Origin of the sequence: Pseudoalteromonas sp. BZA4 (genome assembly GCF_040104395.1) — a bacterium.
Taxonomy (GTDB): Bacteria; Pseudomonadota; Gammaproteobacteria; order Enterobacterales; family Alteromonadaceae; genus Pseudoalteromonas.
Genome location: NZ_JBECOT010000001.1, coordinates 40,970 through 63,047, shown reverse-complemented (window position 1 = coordinate 63,047; position 22,078 = coordinate 40,970). Strand labels below are relative to the sequence as shown.

17 protein-coding genes and 1 riboswitch are annotated in these 22,078 nt (G+C 41.3%); of the genes, 11 read left to right on the top strand and 6 right to left on the bottom strand.

Annotated elements, in window-relative coordinates:
- Positions 1-13: 13 nt before the first annotated feature.
- Complete coding sequence (locus ABMY41_RS00250; RefSeq protein ID WP_054561679.1) at positions 14-196, bottom strand: hypothetical protein; 183 nt, start codon at positions 194-196, stop codon at positions 14-16.
- Positions 197-461: 265 nt separating this feature from the next.
- Between ABMY41_RS00250 and sbcB the strand changes: the two genes are divergently transcribed.
- Positions 462-1,907: an exodeoxyribonuclease I gene (gene sbcB / locus ABMY41_RS00245; protein ID WP_058585199.1), complete on the top strand. Its 1,446-nt coding sequence runs from the start codon at positions 462-464 to the stop codon at positions 1,905-1,907.
- A 39-nt stretch (positions 1,908-1,946) separates the two neighbouring features.
- On the opposite strand, the gene ABMY41_RS00240 is transcribed toward sbcB, so the two are convergent.
- Positions 1,947-2,828, bottom strand: a complete 882-nt coding sequence (locus ABMY41_RS00240) for an NAD(P)-dependent oxidoreductase (RefSeq protein WP_289096463.1) — start codon at positions 2,826-2,828, stop codon at positions 1,947-1,949.
- Between the two features lie 114 nt (positions 2,829-2,942).
- Here ABMY41_RS00240 and ABMY41_RS00235 point away from each other — a divergent pair, with 114 nt between their 5' ends.
- Together ABMY41_RS00235 and ABMY41_RS00230 are read left to right on the top strand one after the other, a co-directional pair.
- Positions 2,943-3,458 carry a redoxin domain-containing protein gene (locus tag ABMY41_RS00235; protein WP_054551485.1) on the top strand — a complete coding sequence of 172 codons (516 nt, stop codon included), beginning with the start codon at positions 2,943-2,945 and terminating at the stop codon, positions 3,456-3,458.
- Positions 3,424-4,407 carry a 2-hydroxyacid dehydrogenase gene (locus ABMY41_RS00230; RefSeq protein WP_289096708.1) on the top strand — a complete coding sequence of 328 codons (984 nt, stop codon included), beginning with the start codon at positions 3,424-3,426 and terminating at the stop codon, positions 4,405-4,407. Before ABMY41_RS00235 ends, ABMY41_RS00230 begins: the two co-directional genes overlap by 35 nt.
- Before the next feature lie 105 nt (positions 4,408-4,512).
- On the opposite strand, the gene ABMY41_RS00225 is transcribed toward ABMY41_RS00230, so the two are convergent.
- A complete protein-coding gene (locus ABMY41_RS00225) occupies positions 4,513-5,838 on the bottom strand; it encodes a sodium-dependent transporter (protein ID WP_175081010.1) in 1,326 nt (441 codons plus the stop codon).
- A gap of 148 nt (positions 5,839-5,986) precedes the next feature.
- Between ABMY41_RS00225 and ABMY41_RS00220 the strand changes: the two genes are divergently transcribed.
- Entirely contained in the window at positions 5,987-6,724 is a 738-nt protein-coding gene (locus ABMY41_RS00220) for a 4'-phosphopantetheinyl transferase superfamily protein (protein WP_251599573.1), read from the top strand.
- On the opposite strand, the gene lysC is transcribed toward ABMY41_RS00220, so the two are convergent.
- Together lysC and nhaD are read right to left on the bottom strand one after the other, a co-directional pair.
- Entirely contained in the window at positions 6,701-8,080 is a 1,380-nt protein-coding gene (gene lysC, locus ABMY41_RS00215) for a lysine-sensitive aspartokinase 3 (RefSeq protein WP_055020817.1), read from the bottom strand. The genes ABMY41_RS00220 and lysC overlap by 24 nt on opposite strands.
- Positions 8,081-8,161: 81 nt before the next feature.
- Positions 8,162-8,334, bottom strand: a riboswitch (Lysine riboswitch).
- 88 nt (positions 8,335-8,422) lie between these two features.
- Positions 8,423-9,673 carry a sodium:proton antiporter NhaD gene (gene nhaD / locus ABMY41_RS00210; protein ID WP_054551492.1) on the bottom strand — a complete coding sequence of 417 codons (1,251 nt, stop codon included), beginning with the start codon at positions 9,671-9,673 and terminating at the stop codon, positions 8,423-8,425.
- A gap of 148 nt (positions 9,674-9,821) precedes the next feature.
- On the opposite strand from nhaD, the gene ABMY41_RS00205 reads away from it, so the two are divergent.
- From ABMY41_RS00205 to ABMY41_RS00185, 5 genes are all read left to right on the top strand, one after another.
- Positions 9,822-11,096, top strand: a complete 1,275-nt coding sequence (locus ABMY41_RS00205) for a hypothetical protein (protein ID WP_055196777.1) — start codon at positions 9,822-9,824, stop codon at positions 11,094-11,096.
- 2 nt (positions 11,097-11,098) lie between these two features.
- Positions 11,099-11,644 carry a hypothetical protein gene (locus tag ABMY41_RS00200; protein WP_289096458.1) on the top strand — a complete coding sequence of 182 codons (546 nt, stop codon included), beginning with the start codon at positions 11,099-11,101 and terminating at the stop codon, positions 11,642-11,644.
- Positions 11,644-14,430 (top strand): ATPase, encoded by a 2,787-nt coding sequence (locus tag ABMY41_RS00195; protein WP_289096457.1) that lies wholly within the window; start codon positions 11,644-11,646, stop codon positions 14,428-14,430. The genes ABMY41_RS00200 and ABMY41_RS00195 overlap by 1 nt, the downstream gene beginning before the upstream one ends.
- Positions 14,431-14,552: 122 nt before the next feature.
- A complete protein-coding gene (locus ABMY41_RS00190; protein ID WP_058585205.1) occupies positions 14,553-15,107 on the top strand; it encodes a DUF4136 domain-containing protein in 555 nt (184 codons plus the stop codon).
- 163 nt (positions 15,108-15,270) lie between these two features.
- On the top strand, positions 15,271-17,109 hold the full coding sequence (locus tag ABMY41_RS00185; RefSeq protein WP_289096455.1) for a TonB-dependent receptor: 1,839 nt from the start codon (positions 15,271-15,273) through the stop codon (positions 17,107-17,109).
- Positions 17,110-17,275: 166 nt separating this feature from the next.
- Here the strand turns inward: ABMY41_RS00185 and ABMY41_RS00180 are convergent, their stop codons facing one another.
- Complete coding sequence (locus tag ABMY41_RS00180) at positions 17,276-17,524, bottom strand: YkgJ family cysteine cluster protein (protein WP_054562006.1); 249 nt, start codon at positions 17,522-17,524, stop codon at positions 17,276-17,278.
- Between the two features lie 158 nt (positions 17,525-17,682).
- Here ABMY41_RS00180 and ABMY41_RS00175 point away from each other — a divergent pair, with 158 nt between their 5' ends.
- The gene (locus ABMY41_RS00175) at positions 17,683-18,855 is read left to right on the top strand and encodes an efflux RND transporter periplasmic adaptor subunit (RefSeq protein WP_175082200.1); all 1,173 of its coding nucleotides are present in this window, start codon (positions 17,683-17,685) and stop codon (positions 18,853-18,855) included.
- A gap of 3 nt (positions 18,856-18,858) precedes the next feature.
- Entirely contained in the window at positions 18,859-22,011 is a 3,153-nt protein-coding gene (locus tag ABMY41_RS00170) for an efflux RND transporter permease subunit (protein ID WP_349273894.1), read from the top strand.
- Positions 22,012-22,078: the final 67 nt, after the last annotated feature.

Genomic DNA, 22,078 nt, shown 5'->3' with positions numbered 1-22,078 from the left:
CTGGTTTTATGTATTAGTTTTCTTTCTTTTTAGGATTTAGAATGATGATTCCGCCCGAGTTGTTTAGATTTTCTTCTTTTTTCTTAGGGTTAAGAATTATGATTCCACCTGAATTTTTAATTTGCTCAACTGAATTAGTTGAAACTGGTGCTGCGTCGAATGCTAAAGTAGATAGTAATAAAGCTGATAAAGTCATTTTTTTGTTCCTTCATTGTTAAAGATAGTTTTCGTTAGCAAATACCGAGCCACTAAAATACAAATTTGGGTAAAAACTAACGACTAGACCCTATATAAGCATAAAATTAAACTGTTAGGCCATTTTTTATACTAATCGTGTATGCAAAACGTACGCTGAACAGCATCAAACCGTTTAGCTCTATAAACTAGCTAGGCTCTATGCCATAATTCTGTTAATTCAAAAAATAAGTCAAAGCGGTCCTACGCTTAGCAAGGTTTAATGCATGGCATATCCAGAACAACAGCAACCAACAATTTATTGGCACGACTACGAAACATTTGGCGCAAGCCCGCAAAAGGACCGCCCAAGTCAATTTGCAGGTATTCGTACCGATCTCGATTTAAATATTATTGGTGAGCCGTTAATTGAGTATTGCAAGCCAGCTGCCGATTACTTGCCCCACCCTGAAGCGTGTTTAATAACGGGTATTACCCCGCAAGTTGCGATGCAAAAAGGCTTAGTCGAAGCTGAGTTTATGGCAAAGATCCATGCTGAATTTAGCCAACCTAATACCTGTGTTGCGGGCTATAACAGCATCCGTTTTGATGATGAAGTCACACGTTACAGCTTATACCGTAACTTTTATGACCCATACGAGCGTGAATATAAAAACAATAATAGCCGCTGGGATATTATTGATTTAGTGCGTGCCTGTTATGCACTACGCCCTGAAGGCATTGAGTGGCCGCTCAAAGAAGACGGTACACCGAGCTTTAAGCTCGAGCATTTAACCGTTGCCAATGGCATTGAGCACGCTGCCGCTCACGATGCATTAAGTGATGTAACGGCAACCATAGCGTTGGCAAAATTAATAAAAGAAAAACAACCTAAGTTGTATCAGTTCTTCTTTAGCTTACGCTCTAAAAAAGCACTGGCTGATTTAGTTGATGTATTTAACATGACACCACTGGTGCACACTTCATCACGAATTCCGGCAAGCCAAGGCTGCACCAGCTGGATTGCACCAATGAGCTTTCACCCAGTCAATAAAAACGCCATTATTTGCTTTAATTTAACTGAAGATCCGCAAGTTCTATTAGATTTATCAGTTGAAGAGCTACGCACGCGTCTTTACACAAAACACAGCGACCTTGGCGAAGACGAAGCACCGGTAGGCTTAAAACTCGTGCATTTAAACAAGTGCCCTATTCTTGCACCAGCAAAAACCTTGTTACCAGAGAACGCAGCCCGTTTAGGTATTGACCGCGAAAAGTGCCTACAAAATCTCGCTATTTTAAAAGCCAACACTGAGCTTCGCGACAAAGTAACCGAAGTGTTTAACGAGCAACGTGATTACGGCGAAACCACTAACCCTGATTATCAACTTTATGATGGTTTTACCAGCCATGCTGATAAAGCAAAATTTGCTATGATACGTGATGCAAGCCCTGAGCAATTAGCCTCAATGCAGCTTGATTTCGATGATAAAAAGTTTGCTACCTTATTATTTAGATACCGCGCTCGAAACTGGCCACACACCCTTAGCCAGGATGAATTAGCCACTTGGCGTCAGTATTGCCAAAACAAGCTAATGCATGGTGAAGATAGCCCGTCGATCAGTGGCCAAGATTTCATGATCACCCTCGAAAATCTAGCCCATGAAAATGATGATAACGAGAAGAACCTGCATATTTTAAAAGCCTTGTACAATTACGCACAAAGCATGTAATAAAAAACGCGACAATCATTGTCGCGTTTTTTATGGATATTACTTTTTACGTAACGCTTCTATACGCGCTAATAAGCTTGAGGTGTCGTAGCGACCGCCACCTAACGCTTGCACATCGGCGTAATATTGATCAACTGTTGCCGTCATCGGCAAAGTTGCGCCGTTTGCCTTTGCCTCATCCAAAGCGATGCCTAAATCTTTGCGCATCCAATCAACAGCAAAACCAAATTCGTATTCGCCAGCCCACATTGTTTTGTAGCGGTTTTCCATCTGCCATGAGCCTGCAGCGCCTTTAGAGATGGTTTCAATTACTTTTTCACCATCAAGGCCAGCTTGTTTTGCAAAGTGTAAACCCTCAGCCAAGCCTTGTACCACACCCGCAATACAAATTTGATTTACCATTTTACAAAGTTGACCAGAACCTACTTCACCTAATAATTGGCTAAAACGGCTAAAAGCAGCCATGACAGGTTGAACAACATTAAAGTCGGCTTCGTCGCCACCAACCATCACAGTTAATACACCATTTTCTGCACCCGCTTGGCCGCCAGAAACCGGCGCATCTAAAAATGCGATGCCTTGTAATTTTGCTTGAGCGCCAACTTCACGTGCCACTTCAGCTGATGTTGTAGTGTGGTCAACTAAATAGCTGCCCTCATGCATGCTTGCTAACACACCATTTTCACCATAAACAACTGAACGTAAATCATCATCATTGCCTACACACATGAAAACGATATCAGCCCCTTTTGCGGCTTCACTTGGCGTTTCAGCGTATTCACCTTGGTACTCTGATACCCACTTTTGCGCTTTAGCCGTTGTGCGGTTGTAAACTGTCACACTGTGACCTGCGTTGGCAAGGTGACCCGCCATTGGGTAACCCATTACACCTAATCCGATGAAGGCGACTTTCATTGACATAAAACTGACCTATTTGAGTGATAAATTAGTAACAATTTCATTATCTCAACCGAATAACTAAAAAGCGAATGAAAAAAAGTTCATTTAAACCGTTTAAAAACACACAGGTAAAACATGGATAGTATATATCGTTTCAATGCCCAGCTTGCTTCTGGTGAAAACTTTAGCCTTGAATCGTTACAAGGAAAAACAGCGCTTATCGTCAATATTGCCAGCAAATGTAATTTTTCAGTGCAAATGGCAAGCCTTGAAAAGTTGTATCAAGAATATAAACAGCAAGGTTTTACCGTACTCGGTTTTGCCTGCAATCAATTTGGCCACAATGAGCCACTTGATGGCAATGAGCTTAAAGCCTTTTATCAGCAACACTTTGATGTCAGCTTTCCTATTTTTAACAAGGTGTTAGTCAACGGCCCAGACGCCCACCCTTTATTTAATTATTTAAAGTGTCATACCCGTGGCATTGCACAAAACCGTGCAATTAAATGGAATTTCACCAAATTTCTTATAAACTCAGAGGGTCAACTCGTTGCGCGATATGCCCCGCGCACCAAACCCGAAACCCTCAAAATGGTGATAGAGAGTAATTTAAATGATGAAACTGGCCTTATTCAGTGCGCAAAAGTATGAGCAACCGTTTTTTGAAAGGAATCTAACTGAATACGCTGAGTCTGTTTCGCTCAGTTATTTTGAGCAATCCTTAAACAGCAATACCACGCCCCTCTACCAAGGTTTTGATGCAGTGTGCGTGTTTGTAAACGATACGGTCGACAAACACGTCATTGCAGATATGGCGGCTGTTGGCATTAAAGCAATCTTATTACGTTGTGCAGGCTTTAATAATGTTGACCTTGATGCTGCCAAAGAGCATAACATCAAGGTTTGCCGCGTGCCCGCTTACAGCCCAGAAGCTGTAGCAGAGCATTGTATTGCCCTTATGCTAACGCTCAACCGAAAAACCCATAAAGCCTTTAACCGAGTACGTGAAGGCAACTTTGATTTAAACGGTTTACTTGGTTTTAATCTGTTTAAAAAAACTATTGGGATTATCGGCTGTGGCAAAATCGGTTTAGCGCTAGTTAATATCTTAAATGGCTTTGGTGCTAAGGTACTCGTGTGCGACCCAATGGCTAGTGAAGGCCCTTACACACTATGCGATTTAGACACATTGCTTACCCAAAGTGATGTCATCTCTTTGCACTGCCCGCTCAACGAGCATACCCATCATTTAATTGATGCTAACGCATTTAAGAAGATGAAAGACGGTGTCATGCTGATTAACACCTCTCGTGGTGCACTTCTTGATACTCAAGCATGTATTCAAGCGCTTAAGTCTAAAAAGCTTGGACACCTAGGCCTAGATGTGTACGAACAAGAGTCAGAGTTATTCTTTAAAGATCACCGTGAAGAAATCATGCAAGACGATATTTTTTCACGCCTTATTAGCTTTCCAAATGTGTTAGTGACAGGCCACCAAGGCTTCTTCACCCAAGAAGCACTTAGCGAAATAGCCTGCACCACATTACAAAGTGCTAATGAAATAAGCCAAGACTTACCACTAACTAACGAAGTTATTTAAAGTAAGCGCACCTTAAATTAAAAAAGGCGTGAGGTTTAAACCCCACGCCTTTTACTTTTTTCTTTCACCTTGAAACTAGAAACTTGTAACTAGAAGCTCAAATTTCTATTTCAACAACGCCACGTTCACAAAAACCGCCGTCATTAATAACGGGCAGACAAAGCGAATGTACTGGGCAAACCAATAATGAGGGCCGCTCGATACTTGATGCAATTTATTACCACGCTGCCATAACCAGCCAACAGTAATGAAATAGAACAGTCCCATTAAAGGTAATTGGTACTGTGTAAGCACCATTATGACTAAACCAAATAACCAGTCAAAGTTTAAGATAATAAGTGATGAGGCAATAAACACGATTAGGGTTACAAATAAGGTTGCTTTTTTACGCTCTACACTGTGATTCTCAACTAAAAATGCCACTGGAATTTCGGTCGATGAAATAGTTGATGTCACTGAGGCAATCGACATTAATACAAAGAATAATAAGCCAACGAGTAAACCCACTTGACCCATCGTGCTAAACAGTTCAGGTAAAATCGCAAAAATTAACTGCCCTTCACCCACCAGTTTACCGCCGCTAAATACCTCTACACCGTTATGTTGAGCAACAAAAATAGCCGGAATAATCAATAAACCCGCTAAAAAGGCCACACCAGTATCAAGCAGTGCCACGGTTCCAGTTAATTTAGGCAGGTTCGCATCTGGTTTTAAATAAGAGCCGTAAACCATCATACAGCCAACACCTAACGACAATGAAAAGAACGCTTGCCCCATTGCCGCAATAATTAAGTTTGCATCAAGAATTTGACTAAAATCTGGCACTAAATAGGCTGCAAAACCATCCATCGCACCATCTAGGGACGCGATATAAGCAATTAACGCCACTAATAATACTAGCAATAATGGCATTAAGCGACGTGACCAAGTCTCGATACCTGATTTAACGCCTTTTAAAATAATACTCGCAGTAAGAATAAGCATCAGTGGTGTAAACACAAAATTACGTGCCATCGAGTCACTGTGTAAAAAGTTACTTAACTCAGTAAAACCAAAGAAGCTTGCGAGTGGCTCAAGCGCATAAGCGAGCATCCACCCTGCAACTATCGAATAAAAGCTTAACATCACAACCGCACCAAATAGGCCAATATAGCCTGCTGCAGCGCCCACTTTAGGCGCTGTGTCTTGCCATGCATTAGATAATGCTTTTACTGGATTCGCTTGCGCTTGGTGACCTAAATACAGCTCAGTATACAGAGCCGGAAGCGCTAATAAGAAGATAACAATGAAGTAAACGAGTAAAAATGCACCGCCGCCATGGTTTGCCGCTTGTGTTGGAAAGCCCCAAATATTACCTAAACCTACCGCCGCACCAGAAGCTGCTAAAACGAAACCTAATCGACTTTGAAAGCCGTCACGAACTTGTGCCATACATCTACAAATCTGTTATTATTTTTCCTCATTAAACCATAATTACAGTCAACTGCGTAAACTATTTGCGTTTGTTCGTGCCTATAAATGTGCATCTGCTGTAAAAATAAACAAAACTAAATACGAGCCTTCGTGTAAGCGTTAAACCATGAGCAGTCACTACTTTTCGAATACTCTTATCATCGGGCAACAAAGCAAGACAACAGCCAAAAAAATTATGCTTATGGATGCAACACGTATTGATGTTGCAAGTTTACCCGTTGATAAATTACTCAGTGAGTTTGAATTAAGTGTGCTTGAAAAACGCAAAGTCCCTGCTGCCAAGCAAGAGTACTTAGCGACTCGCCTAACGTTAAAGTATTTGTATCAACATGCTTACCCTCATGATGATTTAGCCCTCAATGAAATATCGAGCCAGTTTGATGACAAAGACAGCAAGCTTAAATTACATACCCCAGTTAGAGAACCTGTGTGGGCCTGTTTATCACATTCAAATGGTTTAATTGGCGCAGCCCTTAACCCTGAACAACAGCTATTTGGTTTTGATATTGAACAAAGCAGTAAGCCTCGCCCTTTTATCAAACTCGCCAAGCATTTTTATCATCAAGATGAAGTTGACTTAATTAGCCGTTTTGACGCTCCCGATGAACAGGCACAGTGCTTTTTTAGAATTTGGACATTAAAAGAAGCGCTTGCCAAAGCAAGTGCTCAGCCTATTGCGAAACTACTTGCCCCTAATGTATTTGAAGAATTGAGCAAACATAATTTCAGCGCGAGTAGTAACTCTATTGAAGGTTTTGATATAAGTGTTGTGGCACAAAAAAGCACTGACTGGCAGTGCTCTTTTATTAATTTTAACGACCTACGCCGCGACTTGGCTTTCTAATAGTCGGCTATGAATAGCCTGCACGACTTCATCTGACTCGCTTTGCTCAACTAAGAAGCAAAGGTTATGTTTACTTGCACCGTGGCAAATTAAACGAATATTAAAATCACTCAATACCTGCATTAAATTCATTTCTTGCTGACGTAATTGAATTTCAGAACCAATTAAAGCCACCAGCGTTAAGTTATTCTCAACCGACACATGACAAAACTCAGAAAGCTTATCTAAACAAGCTTGATCAAGCTCAGGACGTGATGCATTCGGCGCGTTATCTAAAGTGATTGCAACACTGATCTCGGAGGTAGTAACCAAATCAACCGAAATATTAAACTCACTTAAAATGGTGAAAACACGTGCTAAGAAACCACTCGCTAGGAGCATTTCTGGGCTTTTAACCGTTAACAGAATTTGATTTTTACGCTGTGTTACGGCACGTATACCGGGTTGCTGAGATTTTTCTTTTTCAATCCATGTACCACCTAACTGTGGTTCACGACTTGAACCAACAAACACACTAATATGGCTACGGCTTGCAGGTAAAATGGTTGCAGGATGCAGTACTTTTGCACCAAACGTTGCCATTTCGGCCGCTTCATCAAAGCTTAAGCGTGCAATTGGGCTTGCTTTAGCGCATAAACGCGGATCAGTACTGAAAATACCCACAACATCGGTCCAAATATGCACGCTTTTTGCGTTAATTGCTTCTGCTAGTAATGCAGCACTGTAATCTGAACCACCACGGCCTAAGGTCGTTGTTTGATTGTGCTCATTGCTACCAATAAAACCTTGAGTTACCACAACATGGTCATCAAGTAATGGCACTAAATGCTCTTTAGCAGCCGCAGCGGTTGCTGCAACATTTGGGGTAGCTTTAGCAAATTGGCTATCTGTTTTTAGCACTTTACGTACATCAAAACGCACCGCATCAAGACCTTGCCCGCGTAATACTTGAGTAAATAAATACGATGATAAACGCTCGCCAAAGCTCAGTAGTTCATCTTGATCTGCTACTGACTTAGCCCCGTCTGATGCTAGCTTTTGAAAAGCCTTAAGCGTTTCATTAAAGCCATGTGCTAAATCAGCATCCAGCGACAGCTCTGCCAAGATTGCTTCTTGAATGGCTACCACACCAGTAATGTGCTCATCACGTTCAGCCGCACTCAAATCAGCTTTACACAATGCAACTAAATGGTTTGTCACGCCCGCACTGGCACTCACAGCAACTATACGTACTTGATTATCAGCACAAATGATTTCAGCGCAGCGGCTCATAGCATCAAAGTTAGCTACACTGGTGCCACCAAATTTTGCAACAACGTAATCTGATTTTGTGTTGGCGGCTAATTGGGTATTCATGTCGTCTCCTTTTGTGGAAAACTATCCACAGTAATTCAAGAAGAACTCGGCAAGGGGGTGCTTTGAAAATAAAGAGTAGTCCATGCCAGAAGCTCTCCACCTAGTTTGGTGACAGTTTTGAGGATTCAGCCCCATAAACCGAAAAATAACCGTGACGTCCGGTTAATTTTCTCGGCGAGTACTTCCCTCATTAATGGTCATTGGCGTTCGTCACCTCACATTAATTACCTAAGTATCGCACCTCTTCTGAATGTTAAGTTAACACCTGGTTAAAATAACAAAGCCTGCTGTTAAAAGCAGGCTTCGAAAGTTAACGTTTAGACGTCTAGCTGTCAAGTTGTTTTATGAAATTAAACTGCCCGCTAAGTGCGAACCGTAATAACCAACGGTATAAGCAATTAATAAATAAACCGACATTTTAAGATAGCTCATAAAGGTCAGTGCCTTAACCTTACTCATGGCAATAATACCTGCCGCAGAGCCGATTATAAGCATTGAGCCACCGACCCCAGTTGCGTAAGTAAACGACAGCCATTGCTGAGGGCTCATCACAATATCAGCTTTTAAAAGTGCTGCTGTTAGAGGTACGTTATCTACCGCCGCTGATAATAGCCCCATCAAGTAGTTGGCATATTCCGGTGCCATCAACTCATATAAGTGAGTAAATTTAGCAAGCATACCAACTTCTTTTAATGCGCCAACGAGTAATAATACACCGACGAAGAACAATAAGGTGTCGTATTCAATTTCACGAATATAATCGATGATTTTTTTGTTAACGTCTTTTTTGCGCATTAAGAATTGCGCAACCAAAAACATCAGAGATAAACCAAATAAAAAGGTTAATAACGGCGGCACACTATAAAGCACACTCAAAGTTAACGTAGCAATAATCGTCGAGAAGAAGATAACCGCAATGGTAATATCTGTCTTTTCGATACGACGGGCTGCTTGCTTTTCAAACACAACATTACCCGACATACCCACCGACAACATCGCCGCGAGCAGTGCAACACTTGTCAGAGCAGGGGCAATTAATAATAGTAGATTAGCAATAGTGACTTTTTCGTCTAAGAAAATCATCAGGGTTGTAACATCACCGGTGATCAGCGATACCCCACCCGAGTTAACACTAAATACAATTAAGGTCGCATATTTTATTAATTTTTTAGGATCTAATTTCAGCGACATCACCACCGCAAGCGAGATTAAAGTTGCAGTTATGTTGTCTGAAATAGATGAAAATAAAAACGCAAAGCCACCAATCAGAAACATCAGCTTTCGTTCACTGATTTGATTTGGCATAATTTTATGAACAATATTCTGGATAAAACCTTTAGAGTTTAAATACGCTACAAAGGTCATCGCAGCCATTAAGAACAGCCACAAAGTCGCGATTTCTAATATGTTGTGATCCAGTTGATGTTGTATGGTTTCTGGGCTTTGCCCATGAATTGGAGAGATAAATAAGATAATCCAGCATAAAGTGCCAAAAAAAAGCGTCGTTTTGGCCTTGTTTACATGGATAATATCCTCTATAACGATAAGCAAAAATGCCACCGCTATCAGGGTTAGGATAAGTGGGGTTACCATGGTGTTTGAACAACCTTTATAATATTGTAAAAATTGTAAGTCGAGTGTTTCGGCGCGGATTCTAGCAGCATAGAAAGCATAAAACTATTCTCAATTACATAATTTAATACTAATCGCTAACACCAAAGTCTGAATTTACTGGAGCCTTATGATCCCAGCTAAAAAGTTATTAAATACCCTTACTGAACATTGGGGGGTGTTAGAACTGCTATTTAAACGTTTTAAGATGGCTGATTTCAGCTTGAAAGACGTACAAAATGCGATAAAACAAAAACAACCTTCATGGTCAAATGAACGCATTTATAAAGAAACAAATCGTTTGTTGAATCAAGATATTATCATTCCACTGGCAAAATCATCGCAGTTAGAAATTAACCGTGCGATCGCCGATTTTGCGACTTTCTTGCTACAAGAAGAACACTTAGGTCTTGCCCAAGAAATTAGTGTGCTTGTTGATGATTTAGCTCGCCTTGGTAATCGCCTTGCTAAAGCCGGTGAAATTGAAGATTACGATGAGCTTCGCCGCTTTAGCCGTATTATGGATGATCGGGTACGCAAAATAATGAAATTGTTTGCCCACAACGAAAACGCGATTTTAAATATTGTTGAGCAAGCAAAAGCAGACAACGCGGTGCAATCACTGCAAAAACGCTACCAGGCTGTAATTGAAGCATTCGATGAATACATCGAGCCTATGCTGGAAATGGTGGATATTCGTGGTGACTTCCACGCTTGCTTTAATACCATCGAAGCGCAAATTAGCGCGCAAATAGAGCAAATCGACCGTCTTGGTAAGTCATACCAAGACAAACGCATGCTTGAACAATTACGTACCCGTATTTTAGAAATGCATTTAGTTGGCCGTGAAAGTTTACGTAAAAGCGCCGATATGCTGATGCCGCTACGTGAAGAATTACGCCGCAACAATCTAATTACTCGCCAAGCGGCTAAAGTGCTTGGTTTAGTGCGTAAAAATGGCGTCGATAACATGTTAAGTGCAGTACAGCCTAACTTTGTCTCAGACGCACAACGTTTTTCACTTGGTCAGCAACGTCATATTGTGGCCTATATGGCAGGCTTAGTTGACTTTGAGCACGATGAATATCAGCTTCCTGAACATGATGATGTGCCCGCCTATCAAAGCCCACATATTCCTGATTACAACGACGTTAAAACACAATTTAGAAAACGCTTTAAAAAAGCCAGCAAAAAAGCTCAGCCGCTGCTTAGTTTCTTAGATGAAAGCTACCCAGACTTAGAAGCTGACGAAATGCTGTTCTTGTATCAAAAATTAATTAGCGATGGCGACCTTGAAATTAGCCAAAGCCAAGAGAAAGTAAAAATAAAAATTGCCCAGCAACACTTCTCTCTTTACCCATTTAACTCATCGATTGCTGACGATAAAAAAGCAACAGAGCAATAACCATGACAGATATTAATTTAGATGATTTAACGCATCTGCAAACTATTAATAAAAAGCTCACATCAGGCTACCACATTAGCGAACAAGACACACTGATGTGGCAAGAGATTGACCAACACATTGATGCTTATCGCGCGTTATTTAACGCCCTTGGCCATGACCTGCAACATGATAGCCGTGGCTATTACTATTTTGGCAGTGATGAAAGCACCCCAAATATGGGTAAAATTTCGCGTGCCATCGCACTTACTATTTACATCTTGATTGAGCATTATGCCAATACTGGTAAAGATCCAATGCGTGCTTTGTTTGACGAAGTAAACGACCTTGAACTGATGCAAACCTTAGTGCAAATCAACAAGCACCTGTTTGATCAATTAGAAATTTTCTCAGGCTCAGATTTACGCAAAGACGTCTACCTTCGCATGGTACGTTTAGGTCTGGCTCGCGAAGTAGAAAACGGCTTTATGCTGCAAGCACCTATTTATCGTTATATCGATGCATTAATGGAAGTAAACGAAGAAACCTACCTAGGAGATGACGACTAATGCAAAGCCAAAGCCTATACGGACTCAGCAAACTTGCGCTTTTAAATACCGCAGGCTATGCAAAATGCGTGATCCCACTGGATAAAAGCAGTTCAATTTGTGCACCGAATAATACCGGTAAAAGCTCGGTAATTAATGCCCTGCAATTTCCACTGATCAATGATTTGCGTTTAACAGAATGGGATGGCCACGATTTAGACGAAACCCGAAAATTCTACTTTTCGTCAGATCAATCCTATATTTTACTCGAAGCTGACCTACCTAATGGCCCTGTGGTGATTGGTGTTGCCGGCCTTGGTAAAATTGCTGGTTACGCGCATCAGTTTTTTTGCTACCAAGGTAAATTGAACCTTGAACACTACACGCAAGGCAAAACCATTGTAAAATTCACCAAGCTTTTTAATCACTTAAAAGAGCAAGGTTTCAATCCAATTGAATTAAAAGCGCAAGAGCTTAACGCCCTACTCACTGGCGGCGCAACGCCGTTTGATGGCGATATCAACTTAAAGATGATCCCCCTCAATAACGTGCAAGATTCAGCAATTTACAAAGAAATTTTCCGCCGTATCCTTAACTTGCATAAGTTAGGTGCCAGTGATGTTAAGCGCTTTATGTTACGCGTATTTGAGCGCCATATGTCAAACTCACGGGTTGATTTTTATGAGGTATGGCGACGTTCATTTGATAAAGTGAATCGCGCTAAACGTGAATTAAAAGCCCTTGAGTCAATGCAAGAGCCAATCGCAGCTCTTGAATCTATGCTTGAAAACCAAACAGTTTTAAAAGGTAAGCTTGCTGCCTATGCGCCAAAAATTGACCAAGCACTGATTGACTTTGAAACCTATCAACAAGAGCAACTCTCTGAGCTAAATATTGCCCTTGAGGATATCGAACACGAAAAGCATGAGTTCGACCAAAAGCAGCAGCTGTATATTCAGCAATCCCGTGATATTGAACGTAAGCAAACACAAATTGAACAATGGTTTTTAGACTATCGAGCGCTTAAATCTGAGTTTGAATTAGTTAATAAAGCCACCTTAAAAGTAAGCCTTACACAGCTTAAACAAGATTATGAATCGCTATCGCATTCATTAAGCAGTGCCCAAGGGCAAAGCTTGCACACGCTTGATTACCGTATTAGCGAAACACAAAAGCAAATTAAGAGCTTAAAACTGCAGTTAAAGAACCTTGAGTTCAATTTATTCACTCGAATGCGTGAAGATTTATCTTTAAAAGAAGTTGAAGAAATTTCGCGTATTCTAAACCCAGATATCTTATCGTTTGCCACCACCAGCAATGGTGATGTTGATATCACAGACGAAGATGCATTTGGTGAGTTTTTAGAGCAATTATCGGCAAATGTGAAAGGCGGTGTACTGACTCTTCCTGGTGCAAGCATCAAACTTAAAAAGCTTAGCCCAGTGCAAATGCAAACGGGCGAAAATAAAGAACAATTAACCGCGCAACTCGCTGCCCTAGAAAACTCACTAAAAGAATTTAAACAGCAGCGCGAAGTCGCTGCTAATGTCGCCGAAAAGCAAAAAGAAAAAGACGCCTTATATGATGAGCTAATGGCCTCAGAAGAAGCTTTAAAACGCTTTGAACAATTTGAAGTGATGCAGCAATCTATCGATGCACAAACTCTGCTAAAAGAGCAGTTAAATGCAGAACGCGAACAAGTTGACGACTATCTGCAAGACATTCAAAAAAATAGTGGCTCAATCAGCGACCGTCGCTCAATTATCAAGTCGAAAAAAGATCTGCTTGCCCGCCAAGCTGACCGTTTACGCCAAGTTAAATCTGAACGTATCGATCACACACTTGATTTTTATACAGGTAAAGTCACACCATACATGATTGAAATCAATATTGATTTTGATAACTTAAGTGACCTCATTCATCATTTTAACAAAGACTGCCAAGAGTTACGTAACTTTGATATCAACGTACGTAACACCTACATGCATATTTACAATGCGGGTATTACTAAATTTGATAACGAAAACGATGCGTTTACTAAATACGAAAAGCTTATCAGCGCGTTTCATAACATCGATAACGAGCGCGATGCGGTTGAACGTCAAGGCCGAGTTGCGTTAACCGAAGTAGCCGCCACTATTAAGGGCTTGCGTGAAGACTTAGACCGCCTACGCCGCGAAATGAACAGCTTTAATAAAGGCATTAGTCAGCATCGGATTTCTAATCTTCAAGCATTCAAAATTAATGTTATTCCGCGCAAGATGTTGGTTGATAGCATTGATACTATTATTAGTACCTCAAATCAGTTTGAGCAAGGCGATACCCTAGACCTATTGAGCCAAGAGCCTTATAGCGAATCTGCGGTAAACGAAGCGAAAGATCATTTGATTAAGCTTGCCTCAGAAAAAGCTGGTTTAACACTGACCGACTTATTTGATATTCGTTTTGAAGTAGTAAACCGTGCTGGTGAAACTGAGCACTTCGAAAAAATTGACTCAGCCGGCTCTAACGGTACTCGTATTACCATTAAGCTACTGTGTGGCATGCTGTTTATTCGTTACTTATTAAGCGACCAAGAACAAAACTTGTATCGTATTCCGATTTATATCGATGAAGCAGCTGATATCGATCCACAAAACCAAAAAGCAATTATCGAAACCGCGCTTAGCTTTGGCTTTGTGCCGATTTTTGCCTCAGTTAAACCACAAGTTAGCTGTGATTACATCGTCCCTATTCGTACTGTTAAAGATGGTGCACAAAACTGGGTGGATGAAAAAGACTGGATAGAAGTAGAACACACTGTTTAATTACAAACTATTACAGTACTTTTTTGTAAATGTGCCATAGTTTTTAAATAATCATTCAGTTGAGTATTATTTGTGTTATGTTATCAATCAAGTAGTGGAAATTTTGCCAAGGAGCAAACAATATGAAGAACTTATTAATCGCGACGGCTGTATTATTTTTAGCGGCTTGTGCTAAAACGCCTGATTGGGATTACGACAAATCAGCAGATTTTAGTAATTATAAAACCTTCTCTTGGGTACCTAATGCCAGCTTGACTAAAAACGTAGCGAACTACCAAATTAGCCCTTTAATGGAAAAACGGGTTCGTGACGCTGTAAATGCTGAACTTGAAAAAAGCGGTATGAAGCTAGTTGATTTAGCGCAAGCAGATGTACTAATTAACTATCATGCCTCTGTTGATACAAAAATTGATGTAGATACCTTTAACGTAGGTTACGGCGCACGCTGGAATTACTGGGGTATGGGTTACAACACGCAAACAACTGCTCGCGAATACGAAGTGGGTACGTTAATTCTAGACGTGGTAGACCGTGCTTCTAACCAATTAGTTTGGCGCGGTGCGAAAGAAGGTCGTTTGCAAAAGAACCAATCACCTGAAAAGCGCACTGAAGTTATCAAAGAGACTGTTGCTAACATTCTAAGTAACTTCCCACCGCAATCAATTAATCAAAACTAAACACTGTTTTAGTTAAAAGACCGCGCAATTAGCGCGGTTTTTTATTGCCTGCTGAAATCTGGTTGGAGTGGTATAACTCAGTGATTCAGATACAATACCCACAATTTTCAGTGCGCCTAACTAGCCCACTACCCCAGATTAAACAAAATCAAGAGAGTTTTAGATGGTACGCGCAGTACAGCTTACACTTCCCGCATTATTCGTCACTTGCTCAGTACTAGCAGAAGACACCAACAATATTGAACAAATCACCGTTGAAGTTTCAGCAACCGCAAATAAAGAACCTGTAGGTACTTTTGATGCGCCGGTATCAAATTTAGAATATGACCCGCGTGTCGATTTGCAATCGCGTAATATGGCTGAAGCACAAGCTGATGTCACCATACGTGGTGGTATCTTTGAAAATACTGGCTTTCGTGTTGGTAGCAGTACGTTATTCGACCCACAATCTGGTCACTACTTTGCTGAAATTCCAATTGCACCACAAATGCTAACAGGACCTTCAGTGCTTACAGGTGCTGATAATGCCCTTTATGGAATGAATAGCTCGGTTGGTACGGTTTCATTTGGCTGGCGCCCTATCACGAGTACCGGTAGTGTTTCACTTGGCACAGGTACGAATGGCTTTAATTTGCAAAGTATTCATGCTGCTCATAGACAAAAGCTTGATAGCAAACCTGATTGGCGATTAGGTTTTGAGGGTGAATACTCGCACTCAAAAAGTGATGGCTCAATTGATAATGGCGACCACGACTTTGAACGTGCCTCAGCGCGTGTTCAACTTGCAAGCTCTACCTCGCAAACTGATTTAATGTTCGGACGCCAAGAGAAGTTTTTTGGTTGGCCAAATCTTTATACACCATTTAATTTTAACGAAACCGAAGATCTTGAAACCAAGCTTTTCATGCTCAATCACAAGCAAATGTATGGTGAGAGCAATACCTTTGAAGTGACTGGTTATTATCGTAAACATAACGACCATTACGTTTTGTCTCGTGAAAACCCAGCTATTTTTGAAGCGTTTCACGAAACCACGGTTAAGTCATTGGCACTCTCTGGACGTCACCGTTTAAATGACCGCTATGCAATTAATTATGCTGGGCAATTTATTGCTGATGAAATTGAATCAACATCTCTTGAAAACAACTTTACATCACGTAATTACACTAAGCTAAGTATCTTGCCTGAGTACAAATCAGCCCTTACAGCAAACAAAGAGCTTACTTTACGTGTTGGTGCTGCATTTGATGATACCAACCGTGATAGCTCAGATACCTCATTTATTGCCGATGTCAGCCTTAAAGTAGCTAACCAAAATGGCAGTGAACATACTTGGTATGCGTCATACGCCGAGGCAACACAAGTTCCCGGTTATACCGCCATCGGCGGCAGTGAAACGGGCGGATTATTCAGAAGTAACTACAGCCTTGAGCGCGAAACCACCGATAACCTTGAACTAGGTTTACTGATCGAACAGTCTTCGTGGCGTTTAGATTCAGCTATTTTCTACCGCAAAGATAAAAATCTTACGGATTGGACATATCGCTTTGATGCAACCTCAGCTCGTTTTGCAAACCCGGTTGATATAGACACCTTAGGCGTTGAGTTTTTAGCGAATAAATCGTTCGAAAGCACTGAGTTAATTGCCAGCTACACCTATTTAGAAAAGTCAGAAGACTATGGCACGGCAGATATTGATGCGAGCTTTTATGCGCTTAACTACCCTGATCACCGTGTAACACTGGGTGCAGTATGGCAACCAATGGATGTGCTTGAGCTGCGTATCGATAACGAATGGCGTAAGCAACATAGTAACCGCTTACGTAACTCTGATGATGAAGCCTTCTTCACGCAGTTAACGCTAAAATTCACCCCAGCTCAGCTTGATAATGTGTTTGTTACCTTTGCAGCTGACAACATTTGGGATGAATCTTTCGAAGAAGTACCGGGTACCCCCGGCCGCGGCGAACAATACACTCTTAGCGCTACCTATACGTGGTAAGCAAAAACAATAATGCCAGTCAATTGACTGGCATTATTGTGTCACGTTACCTTTCGAGGTATCTATCAAACCATAACCAAAATTATATTAAACGCCATAAAGAAAACTTTGCTTATAAAAATTACACCTCAGCAACCGTTAAAAAGTGTTAAAGGTTTAATCTTTTTTAAGTCATCTGCTCAAGTTCGGTAATTAAATACAGTGCTTGTTCGTTAGTGGTGCCACATACATCGATGGTAGCAGAAAAGTCACTACACACCTTAGGCCTTGATTCATCACCAAATAATTTACATAGGTTATTATCATCAAGTTGAATACAGCGTTCTCCCGCTGCTTTGCCGTTGGGCATTCCTGGGATCGGTGAGCTAATACTGGGTGCAATACAACAGGCGCCACAGCCTAATCTACATGCCATTTTATCTGTCATTGAGTACCTCTTATAGAACCTTTGTAGCGCCTTTGTAATATGTGTAATGGTTTGTTACATCTTCAAACGCCTTGTAAACACTTTATTGCGTATGCTTAGCCTATCAAATTTATTTTTAATTACCGTCAACCGTGAGGGACTATCCCGTGGCTAGTAAAAAACAAATCATTCTCCCTATCGCCGTATTAGTCGGCGGACTTGGAATGGCATTCGCATTTGCCTCTATGAAGCAACCGCCAGTCGAAAAACCAGAACAAGATCTGCGCCCGCTTGTATCAATCAAACCGTTAAGTTTTGACGCTATTACCCTTGATGTAAAATCATACGGTATCGTTAAACCTAAAAACCAAACTGAACTTGTTGCGCAAGTGAGCGGTCAGGTTGTGTCGTTATCAGATCAATTTGTACAAGGTGGATTTGTTAAGCAAGGCGACATTCTAGCACGTATTGACCCAAATGATTACGAAGCGGCACTCATTGAAGCTGAAGCCGGTTTGGCACAAGCAAGCTCTGCACTCGAGATTGAACGTGCACAGGTGTCAGTTGCGCAAGCTGAGTGGGACCGAATCAAAGGTGACTCAAACCAAATTATTCCATCTGAGCTTTATTTACGTAAACCACAACTTGCTGAAAAACTTGCAAGTTACCGTGCAGCGCAAGCAAGTGTAAAACGCGCAAAACGTAATCTTGAGCGCACATACATTAAAGCGCCTTACGATGCGATTATCGACGAGCGTCTAATTAGTTTAGGTAGTGTAGTAAACCCAGGTAACAGCTTTGGTAGCCTGAGCTCAACGTCATTGGCTGAAATTCGTTTACCTGTGGCAGATAAAGATCTGCAATACCTAAATAACCAAGGAATTGGCGCCAGCGTATCAATTAACGCTGAATTTGCAGGTAAACAAACAACCTGGCAAGCAACTATCGTACGTAGCGAAGGAGTTGTGGACCAACGTAGTCGCATGAATTACTTGGTAGCGCAAGTAGCAACGCCTTATGAACAAAAGCAGCCATTACGTTTTGGCTCATACATTAACGCCACTATCGAAGGCCGAGCGCTGGATAATGCGATTGTTGTTCCGCACCATTTAGTTAAAGACAAAAAAGTCGCAGTTTTACAAGATGGCGAAACGCTTACCTTTAAAACACTTAACATCGTTCGCGAACAAAATGGCATGGTGATCGCCGATAATGGCCTTGCTAATGGTGAGCAACTGATTACCTCGGCACTTGAATACCCAACTGAAGGCATGGCGGTCAAGCTAGATGACGCAACACTGAGTGTGCCAACAACGCAGTTAGCGTTAAAAGAGGAATAAGCCATGACCACGCACAGAGAAAAAGGGCTTATTGCCTGGTTTGCTCGCAACCCAGTAGCAGCAAACTTACTTATGATTTTCATTTTAGTGGGTGGCTTATTGACAGCAATGTCGGTGCGTAAGCAAATGTTCCCACAATTTGAAAGTAACTGGATCAGTATTCAAGCTGTCTACCCAGGGGCTGCGCCGCAAGAAGTAGAAGAAGGCATCACCATTAAGGTCGAAGAGTCTTTAGAGGGTCTCGAAGGCATTAAGCGTTTAATTACCTATTCGAACCGTGGTTTTTCACAAGCTTGGATAGAAATCGAAGAAAAGTACGACCCGCAAGAAGTACTCGATGAAATCAAAATGCAGGTTGATTCAATCAATACCTTCCCTGCGGAGATGGAACGCCCAATTGTTCGCCGTGAAAAGTTTGAGCAAGAAGTTATGATACTCGCGCTATATGGCGATATGAGTAACTACCAGCTCAAAGAACTTGGTAACGACATAAAAGATGAGCTACAAGCTTTACCACAAATTAACTTGGTCAACTTTTACAGTGGCTTAAACTACGAAATTGGCATTGAAATCAGCCCAGATAAACTACGTGAGTATGGTTTAACTTTCCGTGATATTGCCACAGCCGTTCGCAGCTTTTCTGCCAATATGTCTGCAGGTCAAATTCGCTCTGAAAATGGCTACATTTCGATGCGTGTTGAAAATCAAGCGTATCGTGGTAAAGAGTTCGAAAATCTGCCTTTATTACACCTACCTGATGGCGCACAGGTGTTATTAGGTGATGTAGCAACAATTAATGACGGCTTTGAAGAAGGCTTACAATACTCTAAGTACAACGGTAAAAACTCACTAACTTTTGAAGTAAATGCGTCGAAAGATCAAGACATCACTAAAGTTGCTGCGGTATTAAAAAAATATCTAGCAGATAAAGCACCACAGTTACCAGCAGGTGTAAAACTATCACCGATTGTTGATTTAACTTACTACCTTGAAGGTCGTCTAAACATGATGATCGACAACATGGTGTGGGGTGGTATTTTAGTAATGGTGGTACTTGCCCTATTCTTGCCACTGCGCTTAGCATTTTGGGTCATGATGGGTTTACCTGTGTCATTCCTAGGTGCATTTTTAATGATGCCTCTGGGCTTTATAGACATCACAGTTAACTTAGCTTCTTTATTCGCATTTATACTGGTGCTGGGAATTGTGGTTGATGACGCCATCGTGGTTGGTGAGTCAGCCAGTGCTGAAATTGAAAAACACGGTCACAGCCTCGATAACGTAGTACGCGGCGTAAAACGCGTTGCTATTCCAGCAACCTTTGGGGTGTTAACCACAATTGCCGCATTCTTACCGCAAACATTGGCATCAGGCCCTGGCTCTGCGTTTTCTAAAGCCATTGGTGGTGTAATTATCCTTTGCTTAATTTTCTCATTGATTGAGTCAAAACTAATTTTACCGGCTCACTTAGCGGCTATGAAAAATAAACCTGCAAATCCTAAAAACCCGTTACACCGTTTACGCTTAGGTATGGATAAAGGCCTCAAGAACTTTGTTGATAATTACTATACTCCATTTATTGGTCGCTGTATTCACTATCGCTACACCGTGATTATTGGTTTTATCTGTGTACTTATTGTCAGTGGCGGTATGTTTGCGGGTGGTTTAGTGAAATTTGTTGCGAATCCTAAAATTCCGCATGATTTCCCTCGTATCTCTGTTGAAATGAACTTATCGTCATCTGAGCAAGCAACTCTTGAAACAGCACAAACAATTGAAAAGCTGATTTTAGATGTCGATAAACAACTTGAAGAGCAATATGGTCAAGCAATGATCCGCGACTTATCGGTTAGTTTACGCGGTCGTACAAGTGCTCGTATCATGGCAATTTTAGTTGAACCCGATTTACGCCCTATTGATACATTCCAATTAAGTGCTATGTGGCGCGAACAAATGCCACCATTGCCGGGGGTGAAAACACTTAATATTGAAGATAGTATCATGAACGGAGGTCGTGATGACGGCGATGTGAGCTTTCGCTTAGAAGGCAAAGATATCAATAAGCTCAAAGAAGTTGCCGCTAAGTTAAAAGAAAAGCTAAATAGCATGCAAGGCGTAGGTGATGTAAATGACTCGCTTCAATCTGCAACTGACGAGGTTCAACTTGAACTTAAACCGCTTGCTTACAGCTTAGGGTTAACCCTTTCAGATGTGGCATCACAAGTTAGCTTTAGCTACTACGGCCTAGAAGCACAACGTATTTTACGTGACGGTGAAGAGATCAAAGTAATGATCCGCTACCCTCGTGAATCCCGAAACGCAGTAAGTGACATCACAGATGCACGTATCATTACACCAACGGGTGTTGAAGTACCGCTTGCTGAAGTTGCTAAAGTTAACATTGTTGATGGTGTAAACCGTATTCGCCGTGAAAACGCTAAACGTACTGTAAACGTGTGGGCTGCGGTTAATACTGATCAAGCTGAACCATTTGCCATTGCAAAAGAAATTCGTGACGAGTACTTACCTAGCCTACTGAAAAGCTACCCAGGTGTAGAAAGTAATGTAGCCGGTCGTATTCAAGAAGAGATGGACAGTGTGGCAGAACAAGTACGTGACTTTGCTTTATCAATGATGATTATCTTTGCGTTACTTGCTATTCCACTACGCTCGTACTCACAGCCATTTATTATCATGTCGGTTATTCCATTCGGTGTAATTGGTGCGATGTTTGGTCATATGATTTTAGGTATGACAATGAGTAGCTTATCGGTATTCGGTATCATCGCTGTTGCAGGTGTGGTCGTAAACGACTCGCTAGTGATGGTCGACTTTGTTAATAAAGCTCGCGCTGAAGGTGTAGCAATTAAAGAGGCTGTGATGCAGGCCGGTGCGCGTCGTTTTAGAGCAATATTACTGACCTCAATAACGACCTTTATTGGTGTATTACCAATCATTATGGAAACAAGCTTACAAGCAAAAATCGTTATCCCAATGGCTGTATCTCTAGCATTCGGGGTGTTATTTGCAACGGTCATTACGCTTATTTTAATCCCTTGTCAGTACGTCGCGTTAGAAGACTTTAAACGCTTAATTGGCAAGCTAAGAGGTAAAAAAGCAGAACCAGAAGCAAAATTACAAACAACCAGTAATTAAGCCCCTCTCACGATCCCAACCGAACGCTTGGCAATAAATTTGCCAAGCGTTTTTTATTTAAAAATAT